The organism is Streptomyces kanamyceticus, assembly GCF_008704495.1.
Classification (GTDB): Bacteria; Actinomycetota; Actinomycetes; order Streptomycetales; family Streptomycetaceae; genus Streptomyces; species Streptomyces kanamyceticus.
Window position 1 is genome coordinate 8,604,981 of record NZ_CP023699.1, and the last position, 22,629, is coordinate 8,627,609.

Here is a 22,629-nt window from a genome sequence, read left to right on the forward strand (position 1 = left end):
GCCCTCCTCGAATTGCGGGATCTGACCTGAGTCCACACTGCCGTCACCCGAACGCCGCGGGTGGCATCCGAGTCTGGAGCTGAAAGACATCGACATCAGTCTCTCCACGGTCACCTTAGACATCATGGACGTCGTCGGCCAGGCGATGCCTAGGAGCCCTCACCGCCCGCAGAAGTGACGCGGAGATCCTGGTAGAGCTGGCCAAGCAAAGGCTCTGCGACAAGATTCCCGAACCGCCACCACGGTCAGGTCATCGGAGCAGGTCAAGCGCCGACGGAATGGCTACCACCTATGCGAACGGTACGAGCAGCGCCCCCGACTCTCCTGCTGGCGAGTGGATTTCGTACCTGACCAGCGACGATCAATAGATCAAGTACGGAACGAGCTTTCTCAGTGTCCCCGCACCGCCGGTGGGCCAGGACCATCAGGTTCTGACCCACCGGCAGTGGTCTTGCACTCTCATGCAGTACCGGGGTGCCGGTTTCGTGAGGTGCGACGGTCGGTCTAGCTGAAGACCTCGGTCACGGTGCCCGCGCCGACGGTGCGTCCGCCCTCGCGGATCGCGAAGCCGAGGCCCGGCTCCAGGGGCAGCTCACGGCCGAGCTCGACGGTCATCGTGACGGTGTCGCCGGGGCGGGCGACGGCCGTTTCGCCGAGGTCGACGTCGCCGACCACGTCTGCGGTGCGGATGTAGAACTGCGGCCGGTACCCGGTCGTGACGGGCGTCGAGCGGCCGCCCTCGCCCGCCGACAGGACGTACACCTGCGCGGAGAAGCGACGGCTCGGCGTGGCGCTGCCGGGCGCCGCGACGATGTGCCCGCGGCGCACCGCGTCGCGGGGCACGCCGCGCAGCAGCAGCGCGACGTTGTCCCCGGCCTGCGCGGAGTCCATAGGCTTACCGAAGGTCTCTAGGCCGGTAACGACCGTCTCCGTGTCCGCGCCGAGCACCTCCACGCGGTCGCCGACCTTGACGCTGCCGCGCTCGACGGCGCCGGTGACGACGGTGCCGCGACCAGTGATCGTGAAGGTGTTCTCGACGGGCAGCAGGAAGGGCGCGTCGAGATACCTCTCGGGCATCGGCACATAGGTGTCGACGGCGTCGAGCAGCGCCTCGATGGAGGCCGTCCACCGCGGGTCGCCCTCCAGGGCCTTGAGCCCGGATACGCGTACGACAGGGACACAGTCCCCGCCGTACCCGTGTGCGGAGAGCAGGTCGCGGACCTCGAGCTCGACGAGGTCGGTGAGCTCAGCGTCCTCACCGTCGTCGACGGCGTCGGCCTTGTTGAGGGCGACGACGATGTGGTCGACGCCGACCTGCCGGGCGAGCAGCACGTGCTCCGCGGTCTGCGGCATGATCCCGTCGAGCGCGGAGACGACGAGGATCGCCCCGTCGAGCTGCGCGGCTCCGGTGACCATGTTCTTGACGTAGTCGGCGTGTCCTGGCATGTCGACGTGCGCGTAGTGCCGGGTGTCGGTCTCGTACTCGACGTGCGCGATGTTGATGGTGATGCCGCGCTGCGCCTCCTCCGGGGCCCGGTCGATCCGTTCGAAGGGCACGAACGTGCCGGTGCCGCGCTCGCTGAGGACCTTGGTGATGGCGGCGGTCAGGGTGGTCTTGCCGTGGTCGACGTGGCCCATGGTGCCGATGTTGAGGTGCGGCTTGGTGCGCACGTATGCCGTCTTGGACATGGCTGTTCCTTCTCCGGAACTCGAAGCTGTTGTCCCTGACCGGCGCTCGGCGCACGGTCGGGACGGGGACCCCGGGGCCTGACCGACCCTCCCCCTAGGGGGTCCGCCGGAGTGTCCGGGGAGGGTCAGCTTCGGGCGCCGTCAAAGGCGTCAGGTGCGAGGACGGCCAATACGAGGACGTCAGGTGCGAGGACGTCAGATGCGAGTACGGCAGCCTTCGCAGCGCCCGCGACTGCGGGCGTTGCTGCGAGGAAGGCGTACCGGAACATGGCACTGATCCTCACCGAAGGAGGCGCCCACGTCGAATGGTTTTATCCCGAACGACGCGTTCCGCGAGCCGAGTTGCTCAGAGGTTCTTCAACGCTTCCCGCACGGACAGCGGCGCGAGCCGGTCCCGCTCCCGCTCGACGAAGGCGCGTACGGCCGCCGGATCGGTCTTGGCGTACTCCCGCAGACACCAGCCGATCGCCTTGCGGACGAAGAAGTCCGGGTGCGAGTCGTAGTCGCGGGGACTGTGTCGTTCTGAACCCGGCGTATAGCTCGGCTCGTCTGCTTTTACGGCCCTGAACTGGGGTTTTCCCGGGGGCAGGGCCATTCGGTGTCGTGGCGGGTGTGCCCGGCTGACCTGGGGGTTCCCGGGAGTTCCCGCGTGTTTGTACAACGGATGTGCAATGGGGGATCGGTGGGCGGGAGCGTTGTGGCTTGTTGGGTGGGGCACCGAGACGGGAGGCGCGGGTTCGAACCCTCGACGGGGTCGCCAACAGATGGGAACGGGCGTGACGTGCGGGTTTGCGGTGGGCGGGTCACGATCACTGCTGTGTATGACTTGGCGTAGTTGGGTTGGCCGCAGGTCCGAGTCCCTGGCGGGAGCCACAGAACATGGGAAGCGGGATTTTCCCCAGCCCGGGGCGGGGTGCTGGTACTCACGGCGGCAGTGTCGTTCCGAACCCGGCGGGCGGGCTGATCTGGCGTTTCCCAGAGGCGTTGAGTGTGCGTTGGCGGGGCGGGTGTGTGGCCATGGCCGGGCAGGGCCAATCCTTCGCGGGGCCCGGGAAGCTGCCGCAGGTTCGAGTCCTCGACGGCGCGTGATGCGGATAGGAACGGGTGTGAACTGGGGCTTTCCTCGAAGGGCACAGACGCTCACCCCCAATGTTCCTCCTGGTAGCGCAGGAGGTCGTCGCCGTGGAGTTGCTTGGTGGCGTTGCCGACCCGGACCCAGAAGTCGGTTGCCTCGTTGCCGCCCTTCGTGGGCTTGGCGAACACCGGCCGACCCGCCGCGGCAACACTGATCTGACAGACGATGCGGGCGGAGACTTCGGGGAAGCGGACGCGGACGGTGCTTGCTGTCGGGGTGGACAGGCTGCTGTCGAGGAGTTGGCGCACGAAAAGCTCATACCCGTCGACGCTGGCCTGCCGCTCAAGGGTGGTGAGATCGTTCTCGATGCCGAGGACGGTCGAGTCGTCGGCGACACCGATGAACAGATTGCCGCCTTCGCCGTTCAGGAAACCACAGACAGCCTTGACGATGTTGTTCCGTAGGGATTTGTCGGCTTGCTGGGTGTATACGTTCCAGCGGGCGCTGGCCTTGAACTCGGTGCTTTGGGACTCGCCTGCGGCGATGATGTCAGCCGGGGCGGTGGGGATATACGCAGGCTGTTCCTCGGTAAGGCTCTCGAACGCTTCCCGCACCACCCGGGCTATCAGTTGGCGGCGCCGTTCCAGGAAGGTCGGGTAGTCAAGCTGTTCCCAGCCGACCGGAAGCGCGTGCCACCGTACTTGTCGCTCGAGTACCGCCGGGTCCATCGCGTCGGTGATCCTCGGCCAGTAGTCGTGTGGTGCGTCGGTGTTGGCCATCTCAGTTGCCGGCCACGTCACGTAGGCCATGTTGGCGATGGCGTTGACTTGGCGCCGGTCGGTGATGCCCAGCCCGGCGAGCGTCTTGGGGTGGAACAGGTTGTCTCGATCGATGCCCTTGGCGGGTTTGACCGAGGGGTCCAGAAGCTCACGGATTCGTTGGTTGCCGCAGAGCATTTCGGCGTCGAGGATGTTCAGGGCTGCCTGATAGGCAAACAACACCGGTGAACGCGACGAGGAGGTGTCCAGCCGGTTCGGCAGCGAAATATCCCAGTAGTCGCCAGTGAAGTTCGCTGCGATGATCCGGTCGAGTTCCGCGGCGAAGGCTCGGCCGTCGCCGTGCGGCAGACTGCCGATCCGCCCCAGATCGAACTCCATCTGTGACTCAGGAGAGTTGGAGTACCGGCCGGTGGTGTGCGCCATGAAGAACCACCGAGCGATCACCGGACGCAGTTCGTCGGCCGACAAGCCGAAGTCGTGGCGCCCGATCAGCCAGATCGTATAGCTGTACAGCAGGGCGTTGTCGGAGGTGATCATCTTGCGGCTTCGGAAGCCGGCCGTTGTGACGCACTGGAAGAACTCGTGCCAGCTGGTCGGGTCCAGGACCTTCGTATGCGCTTGGGCCAGCCGGTCGAACTGCTCCTGTCGCCGTGCGACGGTGACCTTGCCGGTTTCGAGGTCCTTGCCCCGTAGAACGCTGTAGACATGCTGCAGTCGGGCTCGCCTGAAGGCGACGGCGACCGCGACGCGCAGGAGTTGGTCCGGCCTGGGATCCAGAAAGGCGTTGCGAGGGCTCGGGCCGGGGAGTCCCGCGATCACCGCGGCCCGGCTGAAGTCCTCGAGCTGGCGCCGACCCTTCTCCCAGTGCACCGACATCAGGGTGAGGATGAAGTCGGACTGGTTGAGCTTCACGCCTTCGGAGTTGATGCGAACGAAGATGTCGGCCACCTGCTCCTCGTCGGCCGAAGCGCCCAGTTCCACTACCTGGAAGCGAAACTCGTGCAGGTCCCGGACTCGGTCTATTCGTTCTTCGAGTTCATCCTTGGCGGCGTCTGACAGGGCCTGTCCGCTTGCATGTTCCAGCCGTTGGAAGAACTTCCGGACGGTGGGCTTGTAGCCGCCTCGGGCCCAGAGTGCGGTGATATCCGGGATGAAGTGGGCGTCACGCTCTATCGCCGCGTCCGTGACCTCGAACGTCTGGTCCTCCGGATGAAATGCGATGCGCACGTTGATCTCGTCAAAGGACTTGGTCACGATCTTGCGCCCGGTCAGGACGGCGAAGAGGGCGGTGAGCCGCTGCTGCCCGTCAACGACCAACAGCTGGGGTGCCCGATCGCTGGCTTCCGTCCCGATCTGCCGCGTCCCCACCTCGGCGCCGGTCTCCCAGAACATCAGGGTGCCGATCGGGTAGCCGCGATACATCGAGTCGAAGAGGTCTCGGGTCTTCGCCGCGGACCATACGAATGGTCGCTGGATATCGGGGAGCCCGATCCGTCCGCCTTCGATGTTCTCGATCAGGTGCCGAAGTGTGTAACCCGTGTCGCGGTACAGAGTGGGTGGCACAGCCAAGTGCTCCTAATGTCCGGGGGCGGCTGGTCGGCGGAAGCAGGCAGAGTGTGGAGGCAGCATCAGACTTCTACCACGCGGACTCGCCGCGCCGCAGCGCCAATGGCGTCTGTTGCAAGGGCGGGTGCGCTTGCGGGAATCGACCAGGCCGGTTTTCGAGGGCAGGAGAGGTCAGGGCGTGATCAAGTTCCGTTGAGGTCTGGCTCGTCGGTGATGTCCAGGATCCGGAGTGCTTGTTCGGGTTGGTGGCGGGTGGCGCGGGTGGTCTTGGTGATGTTGTTGGCTCCGAGGGTCTTCAGCGTGCCGATGGCGAGGTTACGGAGCTGGCCATAGCGCGGGGTGTGGTGTCGACGTGGATGGCGGAGGCGTCCTTGGCGAAGGTCCGGTCTCGAATGTGATGCAGGGCCTCTACTGTTCAGTGCCCGCGGATCACGGTGGCCAGCTCGACCGGGTCGGCCTGGTGGGCATCGAGGTACGGGCGCACGTCAGCGACCCGATCGGCGTCCAGCGGCCCCAGCTTCAGCAGGACAGCAGGGATGGCGGAAGATGCAGCAGAAGGCACGGCACCTCATGATCAACGGCGTAAGACACCGCGATGATCACGAAGCTCGTGCCTGCAATGCTGTCCACCTCCACCAGCCACAACCCGAACTCACCACACAACCAGGGAACTTGCAGCCGCCTGGACCTTCTATGCGAGATGCGCCGGACGCTCGGCGAACACCACGATCTTCTCGTGCACCGCAACAGCCATCTCGGCGGTCAGCGCCCCGGCCTGGATGTGCTCCCACGCCTCAGTCTCAGCATCCAGCAAGTCCTGGGGAACTTCGATAGCCATCTTTCGATCCCAGGCCGCACCCAAGACCCGTGCACATACTGTGTCCTGTGCGATCGGGCTCTCCTCCTCTGTCCGGCCGAACCGCGTTGTCAGTGGTGCCACTTACGATCGGTTCTGAGGTTGTACGTGGCAGCGACACGAGGGGGCGGACGTGGTGAAGTCACCAGTTTCGGGGCGGCGGGTTCCGGGGCCGGAGCCGACGGCTGTTCCGGTGACGAGGCTGGCGGACCGGGTGCTGTGCGGGGACATCGTGCTGCCGAAGTACCAGCGGGGGTTCGTGTGGACCAGGCAGCAGGTCCTGTATCTGCTCGATTCGGTTCACCGCAACTATCCGATCGGCAGCCTGCTGCTGTGGCAGACGACGCAGGAACTCGGCAGTGAGAGTGAGGTGGCCGGTCTCGACGTCGATGAGCCCAGGCGCGGCTACCCCGTTAACTACATCATCGACGGGCAGCAGCGCATCGCGAGCCTTGTCGGGGCGCTCCACGGTGACAGCCAGGGCTGGCAGTTCGGGTACGACTTGGAGGAGGAGCGCTTCCTCCACCTTGATGAGCTGCCGGACGACACACCGATACCGGCCTACGTGATCCCTATGCGTCGGGTGGGATCGGCGGCGTCGCTGTTCGGCCAGGTAGCCGACTTGCGGCCTGAACTGCGCGACCGCATGGAGGTGTTGTATGAGCAGTTCACCAACTACCAGATCCCGGTCGTGACCCTGCACGAGCTGACTGAATCCGATTCTTCGAGGATCTTCGAGCGGATCAACAGCACGGGCACCGCGATGAACATCGTCGACCTGATGAGGGCGGCCACGTGGAGCCCGGACTTCGACCTGAAGGAGGAGATCGAGAAGCTGCTCGGTGTCCTCGACGCGAAGAATTACGGCCGGGTCGACACAAAGACGATGCTGCGGACCATCGCGGCCTCGGCCCGCTTCGGCTTCTCCCGCAGCGATATCAACCGCTTGCGGGATCTGAGCAAAGACGAGTTGAGGGAGGCGGGAGCCGAGGCAGGGAAGGCGGCCGAGCGGGCCGTGGACTTCCTCTGCACCCAGATCCGTACGCCACGGGCGGAGGCGTTGCCCTACTACAACCAGTTCGCGGTCCTGGTGGAGATCTTCCGACAGCTGTCCAAGCCAAGTGCTGCGCAGTACGAGGCTCTTGAGCGGTGGTTCTGGCTGACCGCGAGCGGCGAGTACTTCAAGAACTGGAGCGAGAGCCAGATGGGTCCCGACCTGGCGGCTGTCTCCGCGTTCGCCCGGGGCGAGACGGAAGAGATCGATACCGGCGCGGCTCTGCCTCGCAGCACTCTCTGGCGTCGCAGCCCGTTCTCGAAGAGGAACGCGCCGAGCAAGCTTCTCGGCCTCCTGCTTTCGTACGAGAACCCGCTGGACCTGCTGACCGGTCGGCGCGTCGACGCGGGAAAAGCTCTCTCCTGGCAGAACGACAAGGAGTTCCACCACTTCTTCCCTCGCGCCTTCCTGCGCGACCAGGGGATCAAGGGGGCGAACGTCTGCGGCAACCTGGTCATGATCACCTCGAACACGAACATCTGGATCTCGGACCGGTCGCCGTCCCGCTATCTCCGCGACCTGCGAGACCTTGAAGGTGAGGATGCGCTCCGCAAGCGGCTGCAGTCCTGCCTGGTGGAGGAGGACGCGTATCAGGCGGCACTGCGGGACGACTACGAGGGCTTCCTGCTGGCCAGGTCCGAGACGCTGCACCGGCGGCTGATGCAGCTGATCGGTACGGCGGCGGGAGGGCCGGCGGTCGCGCCCGCCGCGCTGGCTTCGATGGTGGGGAGCGTTGACGACGAATCCGACTCTCAGGAGCCGGAGGGGGCGGATGAGCCGCTGGATCGGGATTCGGCGGACTGACGGGGCGGTTTTGGTTGTTCTTGGGCGTCTGGACGAGGGGCGGATCGGGATGAGGATCAGGGAAGTCCCAGTCGAGGACCGGCCGCGTGAACGGCTGCTTGCGCGGGGCGCGGAGGTGCTTTCGGACCGCGAGTTGCTGGCCTTGCTACTCGGCTCGGGGACGGGTGGATGCGACGCGGTGGAGTTGGCCGGGCGGTTGATCGCGCGGCACGGCGGGTTGAGTGCTCTGTCACGGGCCGATGCTTGTGAACTGGCCGTGAACATAGGTGGAGTGGGTCCGGCGAAGGCGGCGCGGGTGGCGGCGGCGTTCGAGCTTGGGCGCAGGGTGGGGGTGGAGCGGTCTGAGGTCCAACGGGTGGTTGGATCAAGGGACTTGGCAATGATCGCGGGGCCACTGTTGCGCGGGTTGCGGCATGAGCGGGTCGTGGTGGTGGTCTGCGACGCGGGAGGCCGGGTGCTGCGTACGGCAGTGTTGACGGAGGGGGCGTCGGATCGGTGTCTGTTGCCGGTGCGGGATGTGCTGGCACTGGTCCTGGCGAGCGGGGGCGCGGCGTTCGGGGTTGCCCACAACCACCCCTCGGGGCGTGTGACCCCGAGCGAGCCCGACCGCCTCGCCACGGCCCGGCTGGCAGTGGGGGCGGAGGCGGTCGGGGTGCGGTTTCTTGATCATGTGGTGGTGGGGGAGGGGCAGTGGGGGAGGGTGGATTACAGCTGACCTGAGAAGGCTGCGTTGAGGAGGGTGGGGCCGAGGGTGGCCAGAAGGTCGTCGCGCTGCCGCTGAAGGGAGTTGAGGGCATGTGCCTTCTGTTCCCAGGCGCGGACATTGAGCAAAGCTGCTTCGTGGTGCTCCTGTGGGATGTCCGGAATCTCCATGGCCATGAGCAGGCCCGACCGGAGGCGCGGGAGTTGGAGGTTGTGTGTGTGCTCCTTGACGGTGTCTAGCGTCGCCTTGGCACGTAGCCCTGCGGCAATCAGCTCGGCGGGCATGTGTCCGTTGGGGCGAAGCACATATTGCTCTACGCTGCACAACCCGTGGCGGTCAGCCACCCAGACCTTGTTGAGATACGGGCGCAGGTAGCCATAGAGGACGTCACCAGGCTGGAAGCGGAACTTGCGGCCCTTCTCGTCGCCGAGAGGGCGGGCTCCGATGCGCTGTCCAAAGTGTGGGGCGATGTGCTCAAGGCCGACGAATTCCTTTGCCGGGCTTGGATCGTCGCCAGGGTGGACTGTGTCGTTGATCTGCTTACATGTGGCGTCAACGCGAACGGTGCCCTGTGACCAGCGAGTTAGGGCGCGGTCTAGGCCGCCGATGGCGAGGAGCCGGGCTGACTCCTGTTGCGGGGCTGCGGTGGCGGTGGTTGCGACTGTTGCCAGCATGGCGTCTAGTTTGTCGGCAATGCGGCCTTGTTCGGCGAGGTCTGGAAGCGGGACCTCTGTGGCAAGGAAGGTCCGTGGCGTTGTCCTTTTTCGCCGGACCATGGACCCTCGAGGCGTGAGACGCTCCCACAGTTCGGGCCATGCGATGAGGTGCTTGATGTACCTGGGGTCGGCGTGCGCGTTGTCGACGGAGAACACGGGGTACTCAGGAGAGGCGTAAGTCTCGTTGAAGCGTGGGTCGACCACAGCGAGTGCGCCTTCCCAGGCGTTGAGTTTGCTCATCACGACTTGATTTGTTCGAATTCGGGCCATGCGCTCGTATGCTGTTTCGCCTCCCATGATCCGAGGGCGCTCGATGAGTCCACGGCCGAAGCTATAGATACCTGTGATCGCGTACTTGCTGTCGTCTTCCAAGGTGACCATCTGCGCGTCTTCGTAGAGGACTTCACCGAGTTCGCGCTGTGGGTATCTGCTCACTTGCTGGCCAGCCCTTCGCGCAGACTCGTCAGCAACCCGAGAATCTCGCCTTCCACCTTGATCAGCTCGTCCACCAGCTCCTCCGGCGTCCGCTGCTCTAGGCCGTCGCCCACATGCGGATTCGCGATGTCAAGGTTGTAGCCCGCCTTCTTGATGTCTTCGGCTGGGACCATCCACGCCTGCGGGCCACCCTCGCGCCCTTCCCGCTTTTTGCCGCCCCACCACTCGACACACGGCTCGAACTCCTCGACCCGCATCGGCTTTGTCTTGGCGTAGCCGCGTCGCCCTTCAGGCAAAGGGATCTCGTAGAACCACGTTTCCTCCGTCGGTCCGGTCTTCTCGAAGAACAGGAGGTTCGACGGGATCTGGGTGTACGGCGCGAAGACACCCTGGGGGAGGCGGACGATGGTGTGCAGGTTGCACTCCTTCATCAGCTTCTCCTTGATACGGGCGCCCACTCCACCCGCGAACAGACTGCCGTTGGGTAGGACAACCGCGCACCGCCCGCCCTTCTGCAACTGGTCGAGGATTGCGTGAACGAAGAGCCAAGCAGTTTCCTGGGTTTGGTACCCCGACGGGAACTGCTTGACGATTGATTGCTCTTCCTCCCCGCCGAAGGGAGGATTGGTGAGGACGACGTTTACACGCTCGGCCGCGGTGGACTGACGCATGCGCTTGAGGGCGTTGTCGTGGACGAGCTGAGGCGCGTCGATACCGTGGAGCAGCAGGTTCATGCTGGCCAGCAGGTACGGCTGGGACTTCTTCTCGATACCTCGAAGGTCGCCGGCCAGCTGCTTGCGCTGCTCGTCGGTCTCGACCTTGTCCTTCAGATCCTCGTAAGCCTGAACGAGGAAGCCACCCGTGCCGCAGGCCGGGTCGAGGATTGACTCGCCGAGTTCGAGGAACGACTGCTGAACCATGAACCGGTTGACCGGTCGAGGGGTGTAGAACTCGCCAGAGTCACCGGCCGCATCCCGCATTTCCTTGAGGATCGACTCGTAGACGAACGCCATGGTGTGGATGTCGTCCGACGACGTGAAGTGGATCTGGTCGACCACGTCCACCAGGTCGCGAAGGAGTGTGCCGGACATCATGCGGTTGGTGACGTCCGCGAAGACTGCCGAGAGGATGTTCCGGGGGTCGTCGGCGCCGCTTCCCTCAAGTCCCGAGAGGTGGGGGATGAGGTCGCCGTTGATGAACGCACGCAGGTCGTCTCCGCTGTAGTCGCGTTTCGGTGCCCAGTCCTGCCAGCGGTACGGCTTCTCGATCGCGGGGCGGTAGTCAGGGTCGAGTGCCGCGCCGGTCTGCTCGACGCGCTCATCGAATGCCTTGAGGAACAGCAGCCACGACAGTTGGGGGAGCCGGTCGAGGTCTCCGTTGAGCCCCGCGTCCTTGCGCATGATGTCCCGCGCGGATTTCACCAGCGACTGGAGCTTGGCCCGGGACTGGGCGGCAGTTTGCTTCTTGTCCGCCTCCTTCTCCTCCCAGAGGGGGTGGACTGCTCTTGCTTCTTCTTGCGGGGGGGCATGTCAGTGTTCTTTCGTTGTACGGGAGTTGGAGGGGTTGCCGGTGTCGTGGACGCCGTGCTTCATGCGGGTCGCAAGGGCGCGCTCTACCCCGAGTTCGGCTTTAGGGCCCAAAGTCTCTACTGCGTGAAGGAGTTGGCGCTTCGTGGCCACACCGCGTTCCAGCGCTTCCGCGACTGCCGAGTCCAATACGTCCTGTTCGGTTCCCGCCGCGGCGCACTCGGCGATGGCCCGGACCGGGGCCGTCACGCGGTAGCCCGAGCGGTCCTCGATCTCATCGGGGGTGAGTTCAGCGCGGTGCAGGATCACCGCTGCGTCCTTCTGGCGGAAGTTACGCGGCACCGTGAGGTGGATCTGGGAGGGGTTCGCTATGCCCAGGTCGTGGATGGACAGGGCGGTGGTGTGCGAGGCGACCGCCCGGCCTCTGCTCCACAGGCACCAGCGCACCAGGTGGGCATCCTCGCTGGCGGGCAGGTCCGTGAACTCACGGAACCGGTAGATACCCCGGTCGACCGGCAGCCAGTTCCCGCGCTGCGCGTGGTAGCGCTGCGCCTGGTAGGAGTATCCAGCTTTCAGGGCCTGGGCAGCGGTGAAGTAGCCGTGCTGGCCGCTCGCCACGCGCCACAGGGTGGCCCGGGTGTCCGTACGGTCTGTGAGCACGGGGTCACCTTAGCAAATGCACAGTCCTCAAAGTCCGCTTTAGTTTGATGCAAGGGTCAGCGCGTCAAACTAAAGCAGACCTGGAAACCCTGTGTTTCCGAGCTGCGCGGCTGACGTAAGTCCAGCTGCAGCGGAGCCGACCAGGGCAGCTGCCTCGAAGTCTTCCCCGCTCCCGCCGTGCCCGTGCCCGCGACTCCGCTCCCGCGGCTCCGCCCTGCTCAGCCCCGCAACCGGCTGGACCGATTCGTCGTGGCCGTCAAGGGGGAAGTTCCCCTCGCAACCCCGGAGTGCATCCACGTACGCGGCCCCCGTCGGATGTGACAGGGGCCGCTATCACATCCGACCGAGCCTCCACAGCCGCACCCTACGAAGCCTCCAGCAACCGCCGTCCCAGCTCATCGATGGCGGTGTGCAGGGGCAACCCGTTGCCACCGAACCGGCCCGTGAGCTCGAGGACCGAGCCCATCTTCGTGAACGGCTGAACCTGTAGCGTCTCCGGCTTCAGCTGCGTCGACCCGTGCTCGACGAACTTGAGCAGCATCTCCTCCAGCACCTCGCGGGCCTGCGGTTGGAAGGACTTCAGGAACTCCTGGTGCTCGTGCAGGAAGCGGTTGAACCGCTCCTCCCTGCTGACCAGGGGCAAGCCCCACGCCACGTTGAGGAGCAGATCCACCGGATCCACGTCAGGGACGTCGAAGGCGTCGGGGAGCTCCTCGGCGTCCACGTCGGCCTTCTTGAGGATGGACATTAGGGCGCCGCGGGACTTGGCCGAGGCCCACTGGGAGCGCAACGAGGCTGGGGCCAGGTCGAGTTCGAGCACACGGCCCCGGACCCACTGCCGGATGGAGACCAGGCGCATCGTCCGGCCGTCGGAGTCGAGCTGATAGCGGCTCTCGCCCCACTTGTAGACCTCGATGCCGTCCACCACGTACTTGCGACCACGCGCGCGGATGCGGTCGATCTCGTCTGGGTCGTCGATGACCCCGGCCTGGGACGCTGAGTCGAACGCCCCACCGTCCTGTTGCTCGTACGCGGAGTCCGGCTCGGCGACCGTTTCCGGGTCGATCTCCTGCCCGTCCGGGGTCTCCCCCACCGTGTCGATGACGTGGCCCTGCTCGTCCGCCGTGTCCCGCACCACGCGCAGCGGAGGGCCGTCGAAGTTGGGATCGTCGAAGAGGCGGGTCGCTTCCACGAAGTCGATGATGTCGAACGATGCCTTGCCGATCTCGGGGCACAGCCGGGTGCCGCGGCCGATGGTCTGCTTGAACTCGGGCATCGACGCGATGCGCCGGAACAGCACGATGTTGCGGACCGCCGGCAGGTCAATGCCGGTGTTCAGCAGTTTCGACGTCACAGCGATCACGGGCTCGTCGGAGTCGTCTTTGCGGAACTCGTCGAGGTGCGCCATACCGACGTCGCGGTCGGCGTCGGTGATGCGGACCACGTAGTCGCGGTGCCTGTTCACCTCCTGGGACGCGGCGTTGTAGAGCGCGTTGCGCATGCGTCCTGCATGGTTGTTGTTCTCGCAGAACACGATCGTCTTGCCGTGTTTGCCGTCCTCGGCGGTGGACCGCAGATAGTCGATAACGTACTGGGCCGCGGCCTCGGTGCGCTCAAGGATGACCATCACGCGTTCGTAGTCCTTGGGGCCGTACACACCCTCGGGGATCTCGTTGTCGTACTTGTCGCGCTGGCCGGGATCCGGTGCGTAACCCTCGACGTCCACGTTGAGGCGTACCCTGCGCACCCGGTAGGGGGCCAGGAATCCGTCGCCGATGCCGTCCGCCAAGGAATACGTGTAGACCGGGTCGCCGAAGTAGTCGACCGAGTCCGCGTCCTTGCGGCTGATGGGTGTCGCGGTCAGCCCGATCTGTGTGGCCGGGGAGAAGTGTTCGAGGATTCGGCGCCACTGCGAGTCGTCGCGTGCGCTGCCCCGATGGCATTCGTCCACGATGACAAGGTCGAAGTAGTCGCGCTCGTAGCGCTCGTACAAGGGTTTGCCCTCGACCTGATCCCGCTGTTCCAGGGACTGGTACAGCGCGAAGTAGACCTTGCGGCCTTTCACGACCTTGCCGCCGCCGAGCTTGGTCACGTCGTCGACGCCGAACGCCTTGAGGAAGTACTCGTCCTTCGGGTTGTCGACCAGCATGTTGCGGTCGGACAGGTAGAGCACTCTGGGTTTGCGGCCGGGGGTCCACTGTGAGTTGTACAGCTTGGCGACGGTCTGCAGGGCGACCATCGTCTTGCCCGTACCGGTGGCGAGGACGAGCAGAATGCGCTCCTGGCCTTGGGCGATGGCTGCCAGCGTGCGGTTGACCGCGATCCGCTGGTAGTAGCGGGGCCGCTTGATGGTGTTGTCCGAGTTCCGCAACGAGTGGTTGTTCGGCGTGGTGAGGAGTTCACGACCGAGGGCGGAATCGGCCTGCTCCGCGTCGAGAAAACGAGACCAGAGTTCCTCTGGGGTGGGGAACCGGTCGATCTCCCGGATGGAAGGGGAGGTGCCGCGCAGGTCCAGCTCGATGATCTCCCGGCCGTTCGTCGCATAGGCGAAGGGGAGGCGGAGCTTCTTCGCGTAGCGCCGGACCTGCTCCACCCCGTCCTGGGCGTCGATGCGATACCGCTTCGCCTCGATGACTCCGATGGGCAGATCCGGCGTGTACTCCAGTACATAGTCGGCGACGAGCGGGTCGTCCCGCATGTGGCGCTTCGGGGTGGGCGTCAGGCGACCGCCGTTGATCTGGAACTGGGGGCGGATCTGATCAGTCGTCCACCCGGACCGGTCGAGGGCCGGAAGGATATAGGTCCGGCAGGTCTCATCTTCGTTCATCCCATACGCGTCATCGGTCGCCATGTACTCAGGTGTACTGCATGGGTCTGACATACGCGGGCTGACCAGGAAACCGGGACCGGGACGTGACGAAGGCATTGGCCGTCTCCGCGGACAGCAGGGTGACCGGTGCCTTCGTCCGGCCTCGGCTGCCATACGGGGACAAGACGTTCCCACCGTGCTGTCAACGGCCACTTGATCGTCCCCGCTTGCGGGTTTGCAGTGGGCAGGTCACGATCGCCGCCACGCATGACTTGGCGTAGTCGGGTTGGCCGCAGGTTCGAGGCCCCGGCGGGGCACTCGGAACATGCGAACAGCGGACAGTGCGGCGTGGGGTCGGTGTGTTGGTGGTTCAGACCGTGGTGCGGCTCAAGTGAGAAGCGTCGGGTGGAGGTGTGGGCGTGGCTCGTGCCAGTCGGTCTGGGGCTGTGGTGGTGAAGATCCAATCTCCTGGTGCCCCTTCCTGCCGGTGACCGACGGGCGATCGGCTTGGTGGTTCCGGCGAGGGAAGGGGCTGTTGAGATGAGCGGGGGCGGGAGCGCGTAAGGGGTAACGGCACGTGTGACGGCCCTCTGGCGCTATGTCTCGGAGGCCGTGATCGGTTCGATCAGGTGGTCGGGGAGGATGTGCTTGGCGACGGTGTGTGCCAGGTGCAGGACTGTGGGGAGGGCCAGCGGGTCGGAGAAGTGTGAGGCTTCGTAGCGCTGTTGGTGAATGAGCGCGGCCCAGGCTGCAGGGTCGTCGTCGGGGGCGTGGGCGGCGACGAGGAGTTCGAGGAGTTGGGGGTTCCAGACGTTCTGGCGGGTGTCGTGCTTCTGGCCGTAGGTCTTGTTGCCGTCGTCGTCCTTGCCGGTGCAGCCCCAGTGGGCCTCGACGCGTGATCCCTGGGGCGAGCCGTTGCCTGCGGTCGCGGGCTTCTTGGCGGTGCTGAAGAAGTGGCGGGGGCGGCGGGGGTCCGTCCAGAAGTGGGAGCCGACGCCGACGTCGCCGTCTTCTGCGCCTTCGGTGTAGCTGTAGTGCTGGGCGGTTTCGTCGCGGAGGTTGGTGCGCAGTCGGATGTGGCGTAGGCCCTTGCGGCGCTCGGGTGGGATGGGGTGTGCGGCGTCGAAAGCGAGGATGTCGGGTTGCAGGAGCCCATTGGTGAGGGCGGGGCAGCTTGAGCGCAGGTTCTGGGCCAGGCTCACCAGCGCGATGTCCGAGCCGTCGCAGATCTCCTCGACGACCTGCCCGAAGAACTCCCTGATCCGCTGGTCGGGTAGCCATCGTTCGCAGTCGATATCGGACAGCGTGAGCAGGCCCTGGTGGAAGGGGAGCCAGGTGTCGGTGTGAGGCATCCGGATGCGGGCGAAGGGCTCGTCGGGCGTGTGGGCGACAGCGAGGGGGAGCAGGGCGTTCACGCTCTTGTTGCGGCGTAGGACCCACAGGCCGACGGTGGTGACGTCGCGGAGCGGGTTCGCCGTCGTGCCGGGCTTCTCGGGGTGAGTGAGCAGCCCGGTCTGGCGGGCTAGGAGGTCCATGACGGACTTGCCGATGCGCTGGCCGCGGGTGGCCGCGGTTTCCTTGCCCGTGTCGGTGTTGGCCGATTTCGGCGGGGTGATGTTCTGCACGAGGATGCCGAGGGAGGCGGCCGCCGCTTTGACCGCCTCTTTGGGGTCGTGCTCGGGGGTGGGATAGGCGCCGGCGTCGGCCATCTCGATGATGGCGAAGCGCGGGAGGCCGGTCAGTTCCGGGGACTGGAGGCGCGCGATGGTCTGGGCGCGGCGTTCGGCGGCCGCCTTGCGGGCACGGTCCTTGGGGTTCTTGATGGTGTAGTCGACGGGGAGTCGATCGGCGAGCTCGCCCACCGGCTGGGTGCGGATGATGACGTCGAGGTGGGGGGTGCGCAGCGTGTAGGTGTGAGGGGCGGGCGCGTTGCGGCCTGGGGAGTGGGTGCTGGCTGTCCGAGGGCTTTGTGGAGGGTTGCGAGCACCTCGTCCCGCATGGTGATGGTGTCGGCCAGAACATCCACCACGATGCTGCGGCCTGTTGCCTGAGCGAGTGCCGCGAGGTCGATGTTCAGCAGTTGATCGGCTGGCGGGCGGGGACGTACGGGGACGGGGAGGCGGTGCAGGGGCTCCTCGGGCGTGGCCATGCGGGAGAGAGCGGCTTGCAACTGGCGGAAGATCTGCCATCGGTCGCGGGCTGATGCTCCGGTGCCCACGGAGTGCTTGGCGTACTGGCCAAGACCGTCACGGAAGACCACTCCGGAGACGAGGACGTCCTCAGCGGGCCGGAGGAACTGCTGAGGATCGGCGGCCAGTTCGGGGGCGGAGGGCAGGTAGCGCTGTGAGGTGCAGCGGGCCAGCGTCGCGGCCAAGACATCGTCCCAGACCATCTTGCCCTCACGCTTGCCCGGCGGGCCCGGCTGCCAGCGAAGGGAGGCCCTGCCGAACGGGCTGGTGTCGTTGGACCAGGGGGACGGGGTGAAGAGGTAGGCGGTGATGGCGCGTTGTCCGTCCCAGACGTTGCTGCGAGCCCAGCGCCTGATCCCTACCCTGGCGTGCAGCAGACTCTCGGGGGACTGACCCAGAGCGTGGTTCTGGGCGGTGAGCCTCAACGTGTACGACCAGGGATAGACCGTCCCGCCGTCGCTCACGTACGTCTGCGGCGGCCAGGAGATGAGCTCGGCGCCCTCGTCGCAGGCGACACGCCGCCATCGGGAAGTGCCGTACCGCCAGGGGAGGTGCGGCCCGTCTTCCGCATCGCGCTTCCAGCCGACGTGTTCTACCTGCCAGTTGGATGAGACGAGGTGCGCGGCCACGAGGTGCGGCAGCACGCGGTACTCCTCGCCCTGGAGGGCCTGGTTGGGCTTGACGGTGAGGCGGCGGACCTCGCTGCGCAGGTCGTCGGCATCGAAGTCGGCGAGGACTGCGGCGAGTTCACCCATGTCCACGGGCTCGGGGCGGCCGCGCAGGCGGGCTTTCTTGTTCCGCTCTTCGGCCGCCACGACCAGTCCGCTGCGCACCAGCTCGACGATGAGCTCCTTGTCGGGCCTCGGCGCGCCGAACTGACGGTTCCACGCCAGCCAGGTCTTACCGGGCTTCCCTGAGCTGTCGGTGACCAGCCCATCGGGGAGGAGCCCGGCGATGCCGTGGGACACGGCCCACAGCGGGATCCCGTGCAGCTGCTCCTCCCCGTCGGCGTCGTAGCGGCGGAAGACGTGTGAGCGCAGCTGGCGGGCCAGGCGCTGAGGAAACTCGAATCTCTCGTAGGAGCCCAGAGGCTCATCCAGGCAGGCGCGCAGGATGAGGGACATGCGCTGCAGTCGGTCATACGTCGCCACGGTACTTCTCCAGGAGGTTGTGCAGGCCGTGCATCAAGGGCAGATAGAGGGGACGTGCGATGTCCGCGTGCGGTCCGGACATCGCCTCCTCCAGGGCGCGGTACATGCCCAGGAGGATGCTGTCGTCGCTGTGTGGCGCGAAGGCGCCGTCGCAGAAGTAGATGCGGGCGCGTGCCGCGCCGCGCAGCATGCGGCCCGCGATCTGGTTGAGCGGGGGGATGCCCGTCCAGTCCAGGCCCCTCCGCTCCAGCGAACCGGGCAGGGTGTCGGTGTAGCGCAGGGACTGTTCGAGGCGGGCGATCCACAGGCGGTGTGCGTAGTTCTGGAACGCCTTGGCCCGTTCGCCCAAGGGAGCACTGGCTGGCCCGGCCGCGGGAAGTCCAGCGCGGATCTGTTCGATGCCCCACCGGTTCATGAACTCGATGTCGTAGCTGAGGTCCTCGGGGTGCAGGTGCGGGCGTACCAAATACAGGGCTGCGCCGAGGGCGGCCACGTGGTCGTCGTTGAGGATGTTGTGGCCCCGCTCGATGGCGAGCATCGGCGTGATGAGGATCCAGACGTCCTCGTGGGAGGCGAGCGTGGAGACCCGGCTACGAGCGAGTGCGCCCTGCCAGTGATGGGTACCGCGTTCGTCGTCGGGCACCATGTGCATGATCTGCCCCGCCCATTCGGGGCGCAGTTCGACCAGCTTGCGGTGTACTGCCTTGGCCTCCTGATAGTTGCCCACCAGGAGCATGAGCCGCTGACGTCCTGGTTCAAGCTCGCCGCGGATGGCCTCCAGCGAACTGGGGCGAGCACCGCGCAGGCTCACCTGCGCGGTGCACAGGTCGGCGACGAGGTCGGTGAGCGCGGCGGTGCGCTCTTCTCCCTGTTTGCCGGAGACGGTGCGGTCGTAGGGCTGCCCGTCGGGTCCGGTGCCCCGGGAGGGGAGGTACTCGCAGGTGATGCGTTCGGTTACGGGGACGGATTCTGCGGCGCGTGAGGTGAGGATGCCGGTGACGGGGGCCTGGACGTCGTAGCGGGGGGAGTTGCCCGCCCAACTGGTCGCGGACAGAAGCAGAACCCCCGGGCCGACCGGCTCATCGGCGCCATTGTTGGCGGCGGAAGTGAACAGACGGGGCAGGTCGAGCAGCAGTGACCGACCGATACCCGAGCAGCGGAAGAAGCTGATGGTGCCCAGACGGTCCGCAGGGGCGTCCTCGTCCTCACGGTACTGAAAGCCCAGCATGTTGCCCATAGGGCTCTCGGGCACCAGAGGCAGATACTCCGCTGGCGGACGGTGCACCAGACTGGAGGACATCCCCTCCGCGCCGGTCTCCGCCTCAACTTCCCAGCTGTAGCGGGTCAGATGGTCCAGCTGCCGCGTCAGCAGAGCGACGGTCATGACCACCTGGAAACGGATGGCGAGACGTTTGCGGGCCGCGGTCGAGCCGACGACGATGTCGGGGTCATCTTCCAGCCAGTAGGCCAGTTCCCGTGTGGCCCGGACCGTGTCGTCGTATCCCCGGGCCGCGAAGCCTCGCAGCGCGCCGACACGTTTGTCCTTGCCGCGGTAGCGGCCTGCGGGATCGAAGAGCCAGGTCTTCAGCGTCGTCCACCAGCGCTGATAGACGTCCTCGTCCTTGCACCACCGCTTGCGCTCGACGTTGGCATCCGCGTCCGGCGGCGGGCGCAGCGAGATCTCGTGAGCGAGCTGCGCGGCAAGTCGCCACTCGTTGAAGTACTCGGTGCGAAGCCACTCACGTACATGATGATGCTCGCCGAGAAGGGCCCGCAGCCGAGCCACGAGCATGCCGGCCGAGTTGACCGCGAGAGACCACTGCCGGACGGTCGAACTCGTCGTCAGATGCTGACAGTGCGTGGAGCGGGTGTGCTGCTCGAACAAGGGGCGGACCTCGTCCACATAGGCGTCCTTGCCTGGCCCCGCCAGCGTCTGAGACGGGCTGAAGGCACGGTCCAGCTGAATCTGCACATTGTCCGCCTCGTCGAAGGCGATGACGTCGCTGCGCTCCCAGGCCAGCTCCAGGTACCGCATGTCCCGGTCCATCAGCTGAGCTGGAACGCGGCAGTGCACCAGGCCCGGCGCCGTGGCAACCCAGATGGGCGCGTCCACCAAAGCGCGCGCCGCCTCATGACGCCCACAGCTGAAGAACATCGGGCACGCGCAGAGCTCCGCGTACGCCTGCGCTTGCTTGCCCTCGGCCGCACCGTCCGGGGACTCGGCAACCCGCTGCAGCTTCCGAGAACACGGCGCGTCCCCGAGGGGGAAGGGGGTGGTGAGGTCTGGCATCGCGCCCTGCACCGTGCATGCGGTGGACACCCAGCGCAGCCGCTCGTCCCGCAGCAACTGCACCCCTCGCGTCCTTGGATTCGGCGGACGGTGCAGCTTTCGCAGATGCTGGCCACGAGTGGAAGCTCCCAGGATCGGAGCCGCGGCTTCGGGTACGTACCGGTTCAGGTCACCGACCATGTTGAGCACGGCGATCACATCGCCCAGGACCAGCGTCATGGTGTGTCCGTGCTGGGCGGCCCACACCGCGAGCACCGTCAGGACGCTCGTTTTGCCCACTGCCGGCATGCCTGCGAGGTGCACGAGCTCCTTGATCTGCAATCGCTGTGCCCGGCGCAGACCGTGTGGGCCGCGCAGATGCAGCTGGAGGTCGCGGATGCGTCCGTACCAGTTGCAGGGCTTGCGGCCCTGTTTGAGATTGAGGGCGTCCATGTCCTTGGCGGTGGCCAGTAGGGCGGGCCAGTCGGGCCGCATGCGGCGCCGCTGCCGCGGCGTGTGCTGCAGCCCAGGGGAGGGGATGATCGATTCCGGTAGCCGCACTCTGTGGGTAGTGCCACCCGCGGTGAACGTGTACGCGACGTCCGCAGCCGCCAGTGTCGCCTGCTTCGTCTTGTGTGCGGGAATCCCTGCGAGGGCCTTGGCGTAGAGGGAATGCCGCTCCCGGCACAGGGACAGCTCACGCATGACCGGCGGTTCGGCGGGTTCCTTCACCTCGAAGAGCCGCAGATGCTCAGGGAACTCCGCGTACGTGGCGAGCCGCTCCTGCCAGTCCTCTTCCTTCTTCGACGAACTGAGGAGCCAGCGCACCGATCCGTTCGTCTCGGGCGTATCGCCGCTGTGCGGACGAAAGTCGAATCCCCGCAGCAGCGCCCAGCCGTCGCGGGCGGCTGCCTGCGGTTCCCAGACGGACAGCGCATAAAGCGCGAACTCCATCTCCAGGGCCTCGCGAAGTTCCTGTTTGGCCACCCCGGCCTGAGCGCTCGCCTCCTTGAGCAGCTTCGCCGCATCCTGCTGCCAGGCTCTACGGTCACGGACCACAGGTCACCTCGCCTCGTACGCCCTCATCCGGGCACCGGCTGATCAGCTCATCGATCGTCACGGCCTGCAGCTGCGGCTGCGTGCTCAGCGCCGAGCTGTGCCGTCCCAGAATCCGCAGGTACCTGTCCTTGCCGCGGGTGCGGTCCGTCGGCACGGCGATGTAGCCCTGGGAGTAGGCGTAGGGATGGGCGCCCGTCCACTCCGGGAACCGCTTGATCGAGCGGGCCAGCAGATAGGGGTTGCGCCAGTCCTTGACATCGACACCGATCGCGAAGCCCGATGGCCAGATTGCTACTACGTCGAGTGCGTCAAGCCCCGGATACAGCACCACGCGGGCCCCGAGGCGAGCCAGTGCCTCGGCCAGCTCCAGCTCGGGCAGACCCGGCAGTGCGATGTACCGCACCAGCTCGGCCCTGAGCCGGAATGCCCCCTGCGCCGACCGGAACTCGGGATCGTCCGCGAATCGGCCTTGCGCGCATCGCCAGCTCGGGCACTTCCACGATGCGTCGCGTTCTGCGGTCATCCATTGCCGACAGCCGCGGCAGACCGCGATCTGCCCGTCGACCATCCCTTCGCTCGGCACGGGCTCGTAGGACTCATCGATCCACTCGGCCCACGGCGCCGCATCCAGAAACCGATTCTTGAGCCGGATCAACTCGGCGGGCGACAGCAGAGTGTTGCGCGTCAGCTCCAGCCGCCAGTGGGCATACAGCTCGGGACGCCCGAGAGCCTTCGCGACGTCCTTGACCTGACGGACCAGAGCACTCTCGTGCACATCGCCGACGACATCGGGAGTGGCTCGCACCCACTCCCGGCAGAACTCACTCGGCTCACCGTCGACGAGCAACAACTCGCCGTCAGCCTCCGCGTCCGGATCGAACACCAACGGCCAGTCCCGCATCGGCTTGGTAGCACACCACTCCCATACGAGATCCGCGATCCCGGTCGGGAGAGTGGAGCTGTCAGTGCGAGCACACGCGACGGCCAACCGGTCAAGACCCAGCTGCAACCGGTCGTCGTAGGGGCGGCGGAGATTCACCTCCCCCTGCCAGCTGGAGAGACCCACCAGGCCGGAGGCCACGAGGGTCAGGAGAACTTCGGATTCCCGTTGGGTACTTCCGCGGCCCGTAGTGCCGGGAAGCATATCCAAGATCGACATGGCGGGCACGCTAGGGAACACGGGATGCCCGCGGCTACGCACAACCGTTTCACCGGCCAGGCGAATTCACTGAGGTGGCCGATCAGTATGTCGAGTGTCTCCGAGGCTCCGTGCGAGTACGTTCGCATGC

The 22,629-nt window shown here is 66.1% G+C and carries 13 protein-coding genes and 2 pseudogenes; 2 read left to right on the plus strand and 13 right to left on the minus strand.

Annotated features, from left to right (window positions below; genetic code table 11):
* Positions 1 to 504 precede the first annotated feature (504 nt).
* From tuf to CP970_RS44440, 5 genes and pseudogenes are all read right to left on the minus strand, one after another.
* Positions 505 to 1,689: an elongation factor Tu gene (gene tuf / locus CP970_RS37445; protein ID WP_150494475.1), complete on the minus strand. Its 1,185-nt coding sequence runs from the start codon at positions 1,687 to 1,689 to the stop codon at positions 505 to 507.
* A gap of 346 nt (positions 1,690 to 2,035) precedes the next feature.
* Positions 2,036 to 2,182 (minus strand): annotated as a pseudogene (locus CP970_RS37450) (DNA alkylation repair protein); the annotation flags it as partial.
* A gap of 647 nt (positions 2,183 to 2,829) precedes the next feature.
* Positions 2,830 to 5,106: a GmrSD restriction endonuclease domain-containing protein gene (locus tag CP970_RS37455; protein WP_055555148.1), complete on the minus strand. Its 2,277-nt coding sequence runs from the start codon at positions 5,104 to 5,106 to the stop codon at positions 2,830 to 2,832.
* A gap of 418 nt (positions 5,107 to 5,524) precedes the next feature.
* Positions 5,525 to 5,671 carry a hypothetical protein gene (locus tag CP970_RS45850; protein WP_157877825.1) on the minus strand — a complete coding sequence of 49 codons (147 nt, stop codon included), beginning with the start codon at positions 5,669 to 5,671 and terminating at the stop codon, positions 5,525 to 5,527.
* A gap of 129 nt (positions 5,672 to 5,800) precedes the next feature.
* Positions 5,801 to 5,947, minus strand: a complete 147-nt coding sequence (locus tag CP970_RS44440) for a hypothetical protein (RefSeq protein WP_157877826.1) — start codon at positions 5,945 to 5,947, stop codon at positions 5,801 to 5,803.
* A 211-nt stretch (positions 5,948 to 6,158) separates the two neighbouring features.
* Between CP970_RS44440 and CP970_RS37460 the strand changes: the two genes are divergently transcribed.
* Positions 6,159 to 7,823 carry a DUF262 domain-containing protein gene (locus CP970_RS37460; protein ID WP_055555150.1) on the plus strand — a complete coding sequence of 555 codons (1,665 nt, stop codon included), beginning with the start codon at positions 6,159 to 6,161 and terminating at the stop codon, positions 7,821 to 7,823.
* Positions 7,792 to 8,538 carry a JAB domain-containing protein gene (locus CP970_RS37465; RefSeq protein WP_224058922.1) on the plus strand — a complete coding sequence of 249 codons (747 nt, stop codon included), beginning with the start codon at positions 7,792 to 7,794 and terminating at the stop codon, positions 8,536 to 8,538. The genes CP970_RS37460 and CP970_RS37465 overlap by 32 nt, the downstream gene beginning before the upstream one ends.
* On the opposite strand, the gene CP970_RS37470 is transcribed toward CP970_RS37465, so the two are convergent.
* From CP970_RS37470 to CP970_RS37500, 8 genes and pseudogenes are all read right to left on the minus strand, one after another.
* A complete protein-coding gene (locus CP970_RS37470; protein ID WP_055553142.1) occupies positions 8,529 to 9,677 on the minus strand; it encodes a restriction endonuclease subunit S domain-containing protein in 1,149 nt (382 codons plus the stop codon). The genes CP970_RS37465 and CP970_RS37470 overlap by 10 nt on opposite strands.
* The gene (locus CP970_RS37475) at positions 9,674 to 11,101 is read right to left on the minus strand and encodes an N-6 DNA methylase (protein ID WP_450262769.1); all 1,428 of its coding nucleotides are present in this window, start codon (positions 11,099 to 11,101) and stop codon (positions 9,674 to 9,676) included. The genes CP970_RS37470 and CP970_RS37475 overlap by 4 nt, the downstream gene beginning before the upstream one ends.
* 105 nt (positions 11,102 to 11,206) lie before the next feature.
* Positions 11,207 to 11,863, minus strand: coding sequence for a type IV toxin-antitoxin system AbiEi family antitoxin domain-containing protein (locus CP970_RS37480; protein WP_224058927.1), 657 nt, complete (start codon positions 11,861 to 11,863; stop codon positions 11,207 to 11,209).
* 364 nt (positions 11,864 to 12,227) lie between these two features.
* Positions 12,228 to 14,714 carry an EcoAI/FtnUII family type I restriction enzme subunit R gene (hsdR, locus tag CP970_RS37485; RefSeq protein WP_169801277.1) on the minus strand — a complete coding sequence of 829 codons (2,487 nt, stop codon included), beginning with the start codon at positions 14,712 to 14,714 and terminating at the stop codon, positions 12,228 to 12,230.
* 554 nt (positions 14,715 to 15,268) lie between these two features.
* Complete coding sequence (locus CP970_RS37490; protein WP_191094997.1) at positions 15,269 to 16,534, minus strand: RNaseH domain-containing protein; 1,266 nt, start codon at positions 16,532 to 16,534, stop codon at positions 15,269 to 15,271.
* A 260-nt stretch (positions 16,535 to 16,794) separates the two neighbouring features.
* Positions 16,795 to 17,985, minus strand: a pseudogene (locus tag CP970_RS45250) (pPIWI_RE module domain-containing protein); the annotation flags it as partial.
* Between the two features lie 13 nt (positions 17,986 to 17,998).
* Positions 17,999 to 21,340, minus strand: a complete 3,342-nt coding sequence (locus tag CP970_RS37495) for a pPIWI_RE_Z domain-containing protein (RefSeq protein WP_055553134.1) — start codon at positions 21,338 to 21,340, stop codon at positions 17,999 to 18,001.
* Positions 21,330 to 22,499: a pPIWI_RE_Y domain-containing protein gene (locus CP970_RS37500; RefSeq protein ID WP_150494481.1), complete on the minus strand. Its 1,170-nt coding sequence runs from the start codon at positions 22,497 to 22,499 to the stop codon at positions 21,330 to 21,332. The genes CP970_RS37495 and CP970_RS37500 overlap by 11 nt, the downstream gene beginning before the upstream one ends.
* Positions 22,500 to 22,629: the final 130 nt, after the last annotated feature.

What these genes read in the sequence shown, in the direction of transcription:
- hsdR (WP_169801277.1), bottom strand. Translation starts at nt 14,714, where the DNA reads ATGGCGACCGATGACGCGTATGGGATGAACGAAGATGAGACCTGCCGG.
- CP970_RS44440 (WP_157877826.1), bottom strand. Translation starts at nt 5,947, where the DNA reads ATGGCTATCGAAGTTCCCCAGGACTTGCTGGATGCTGAGACTGAGGCG.
- CP970_RS37465 (WP_224058922.1), top strand. Translation starts at nt 7,792, where the DNA reads ATGAGCCGCTGGATCGGGATTCGGCGGACTGACGGGGCGGTTTTGGTT.
- tuf (WP_150494475.1), bottom strand. Translation starts at nt 1,689, where the DNA reads ATGTCCAAGACGGCATACGTGCGCACCAAGCCGCACCTCAACATCGGC.
- CP970_RS37500 (WP_150494481.1), bottom strand. Translation starts at nt 22,499, where the DNA reads ATGTCGATCTTGGATATGCTTCCCGGCACTACGGGCCGCGGAAGTACC.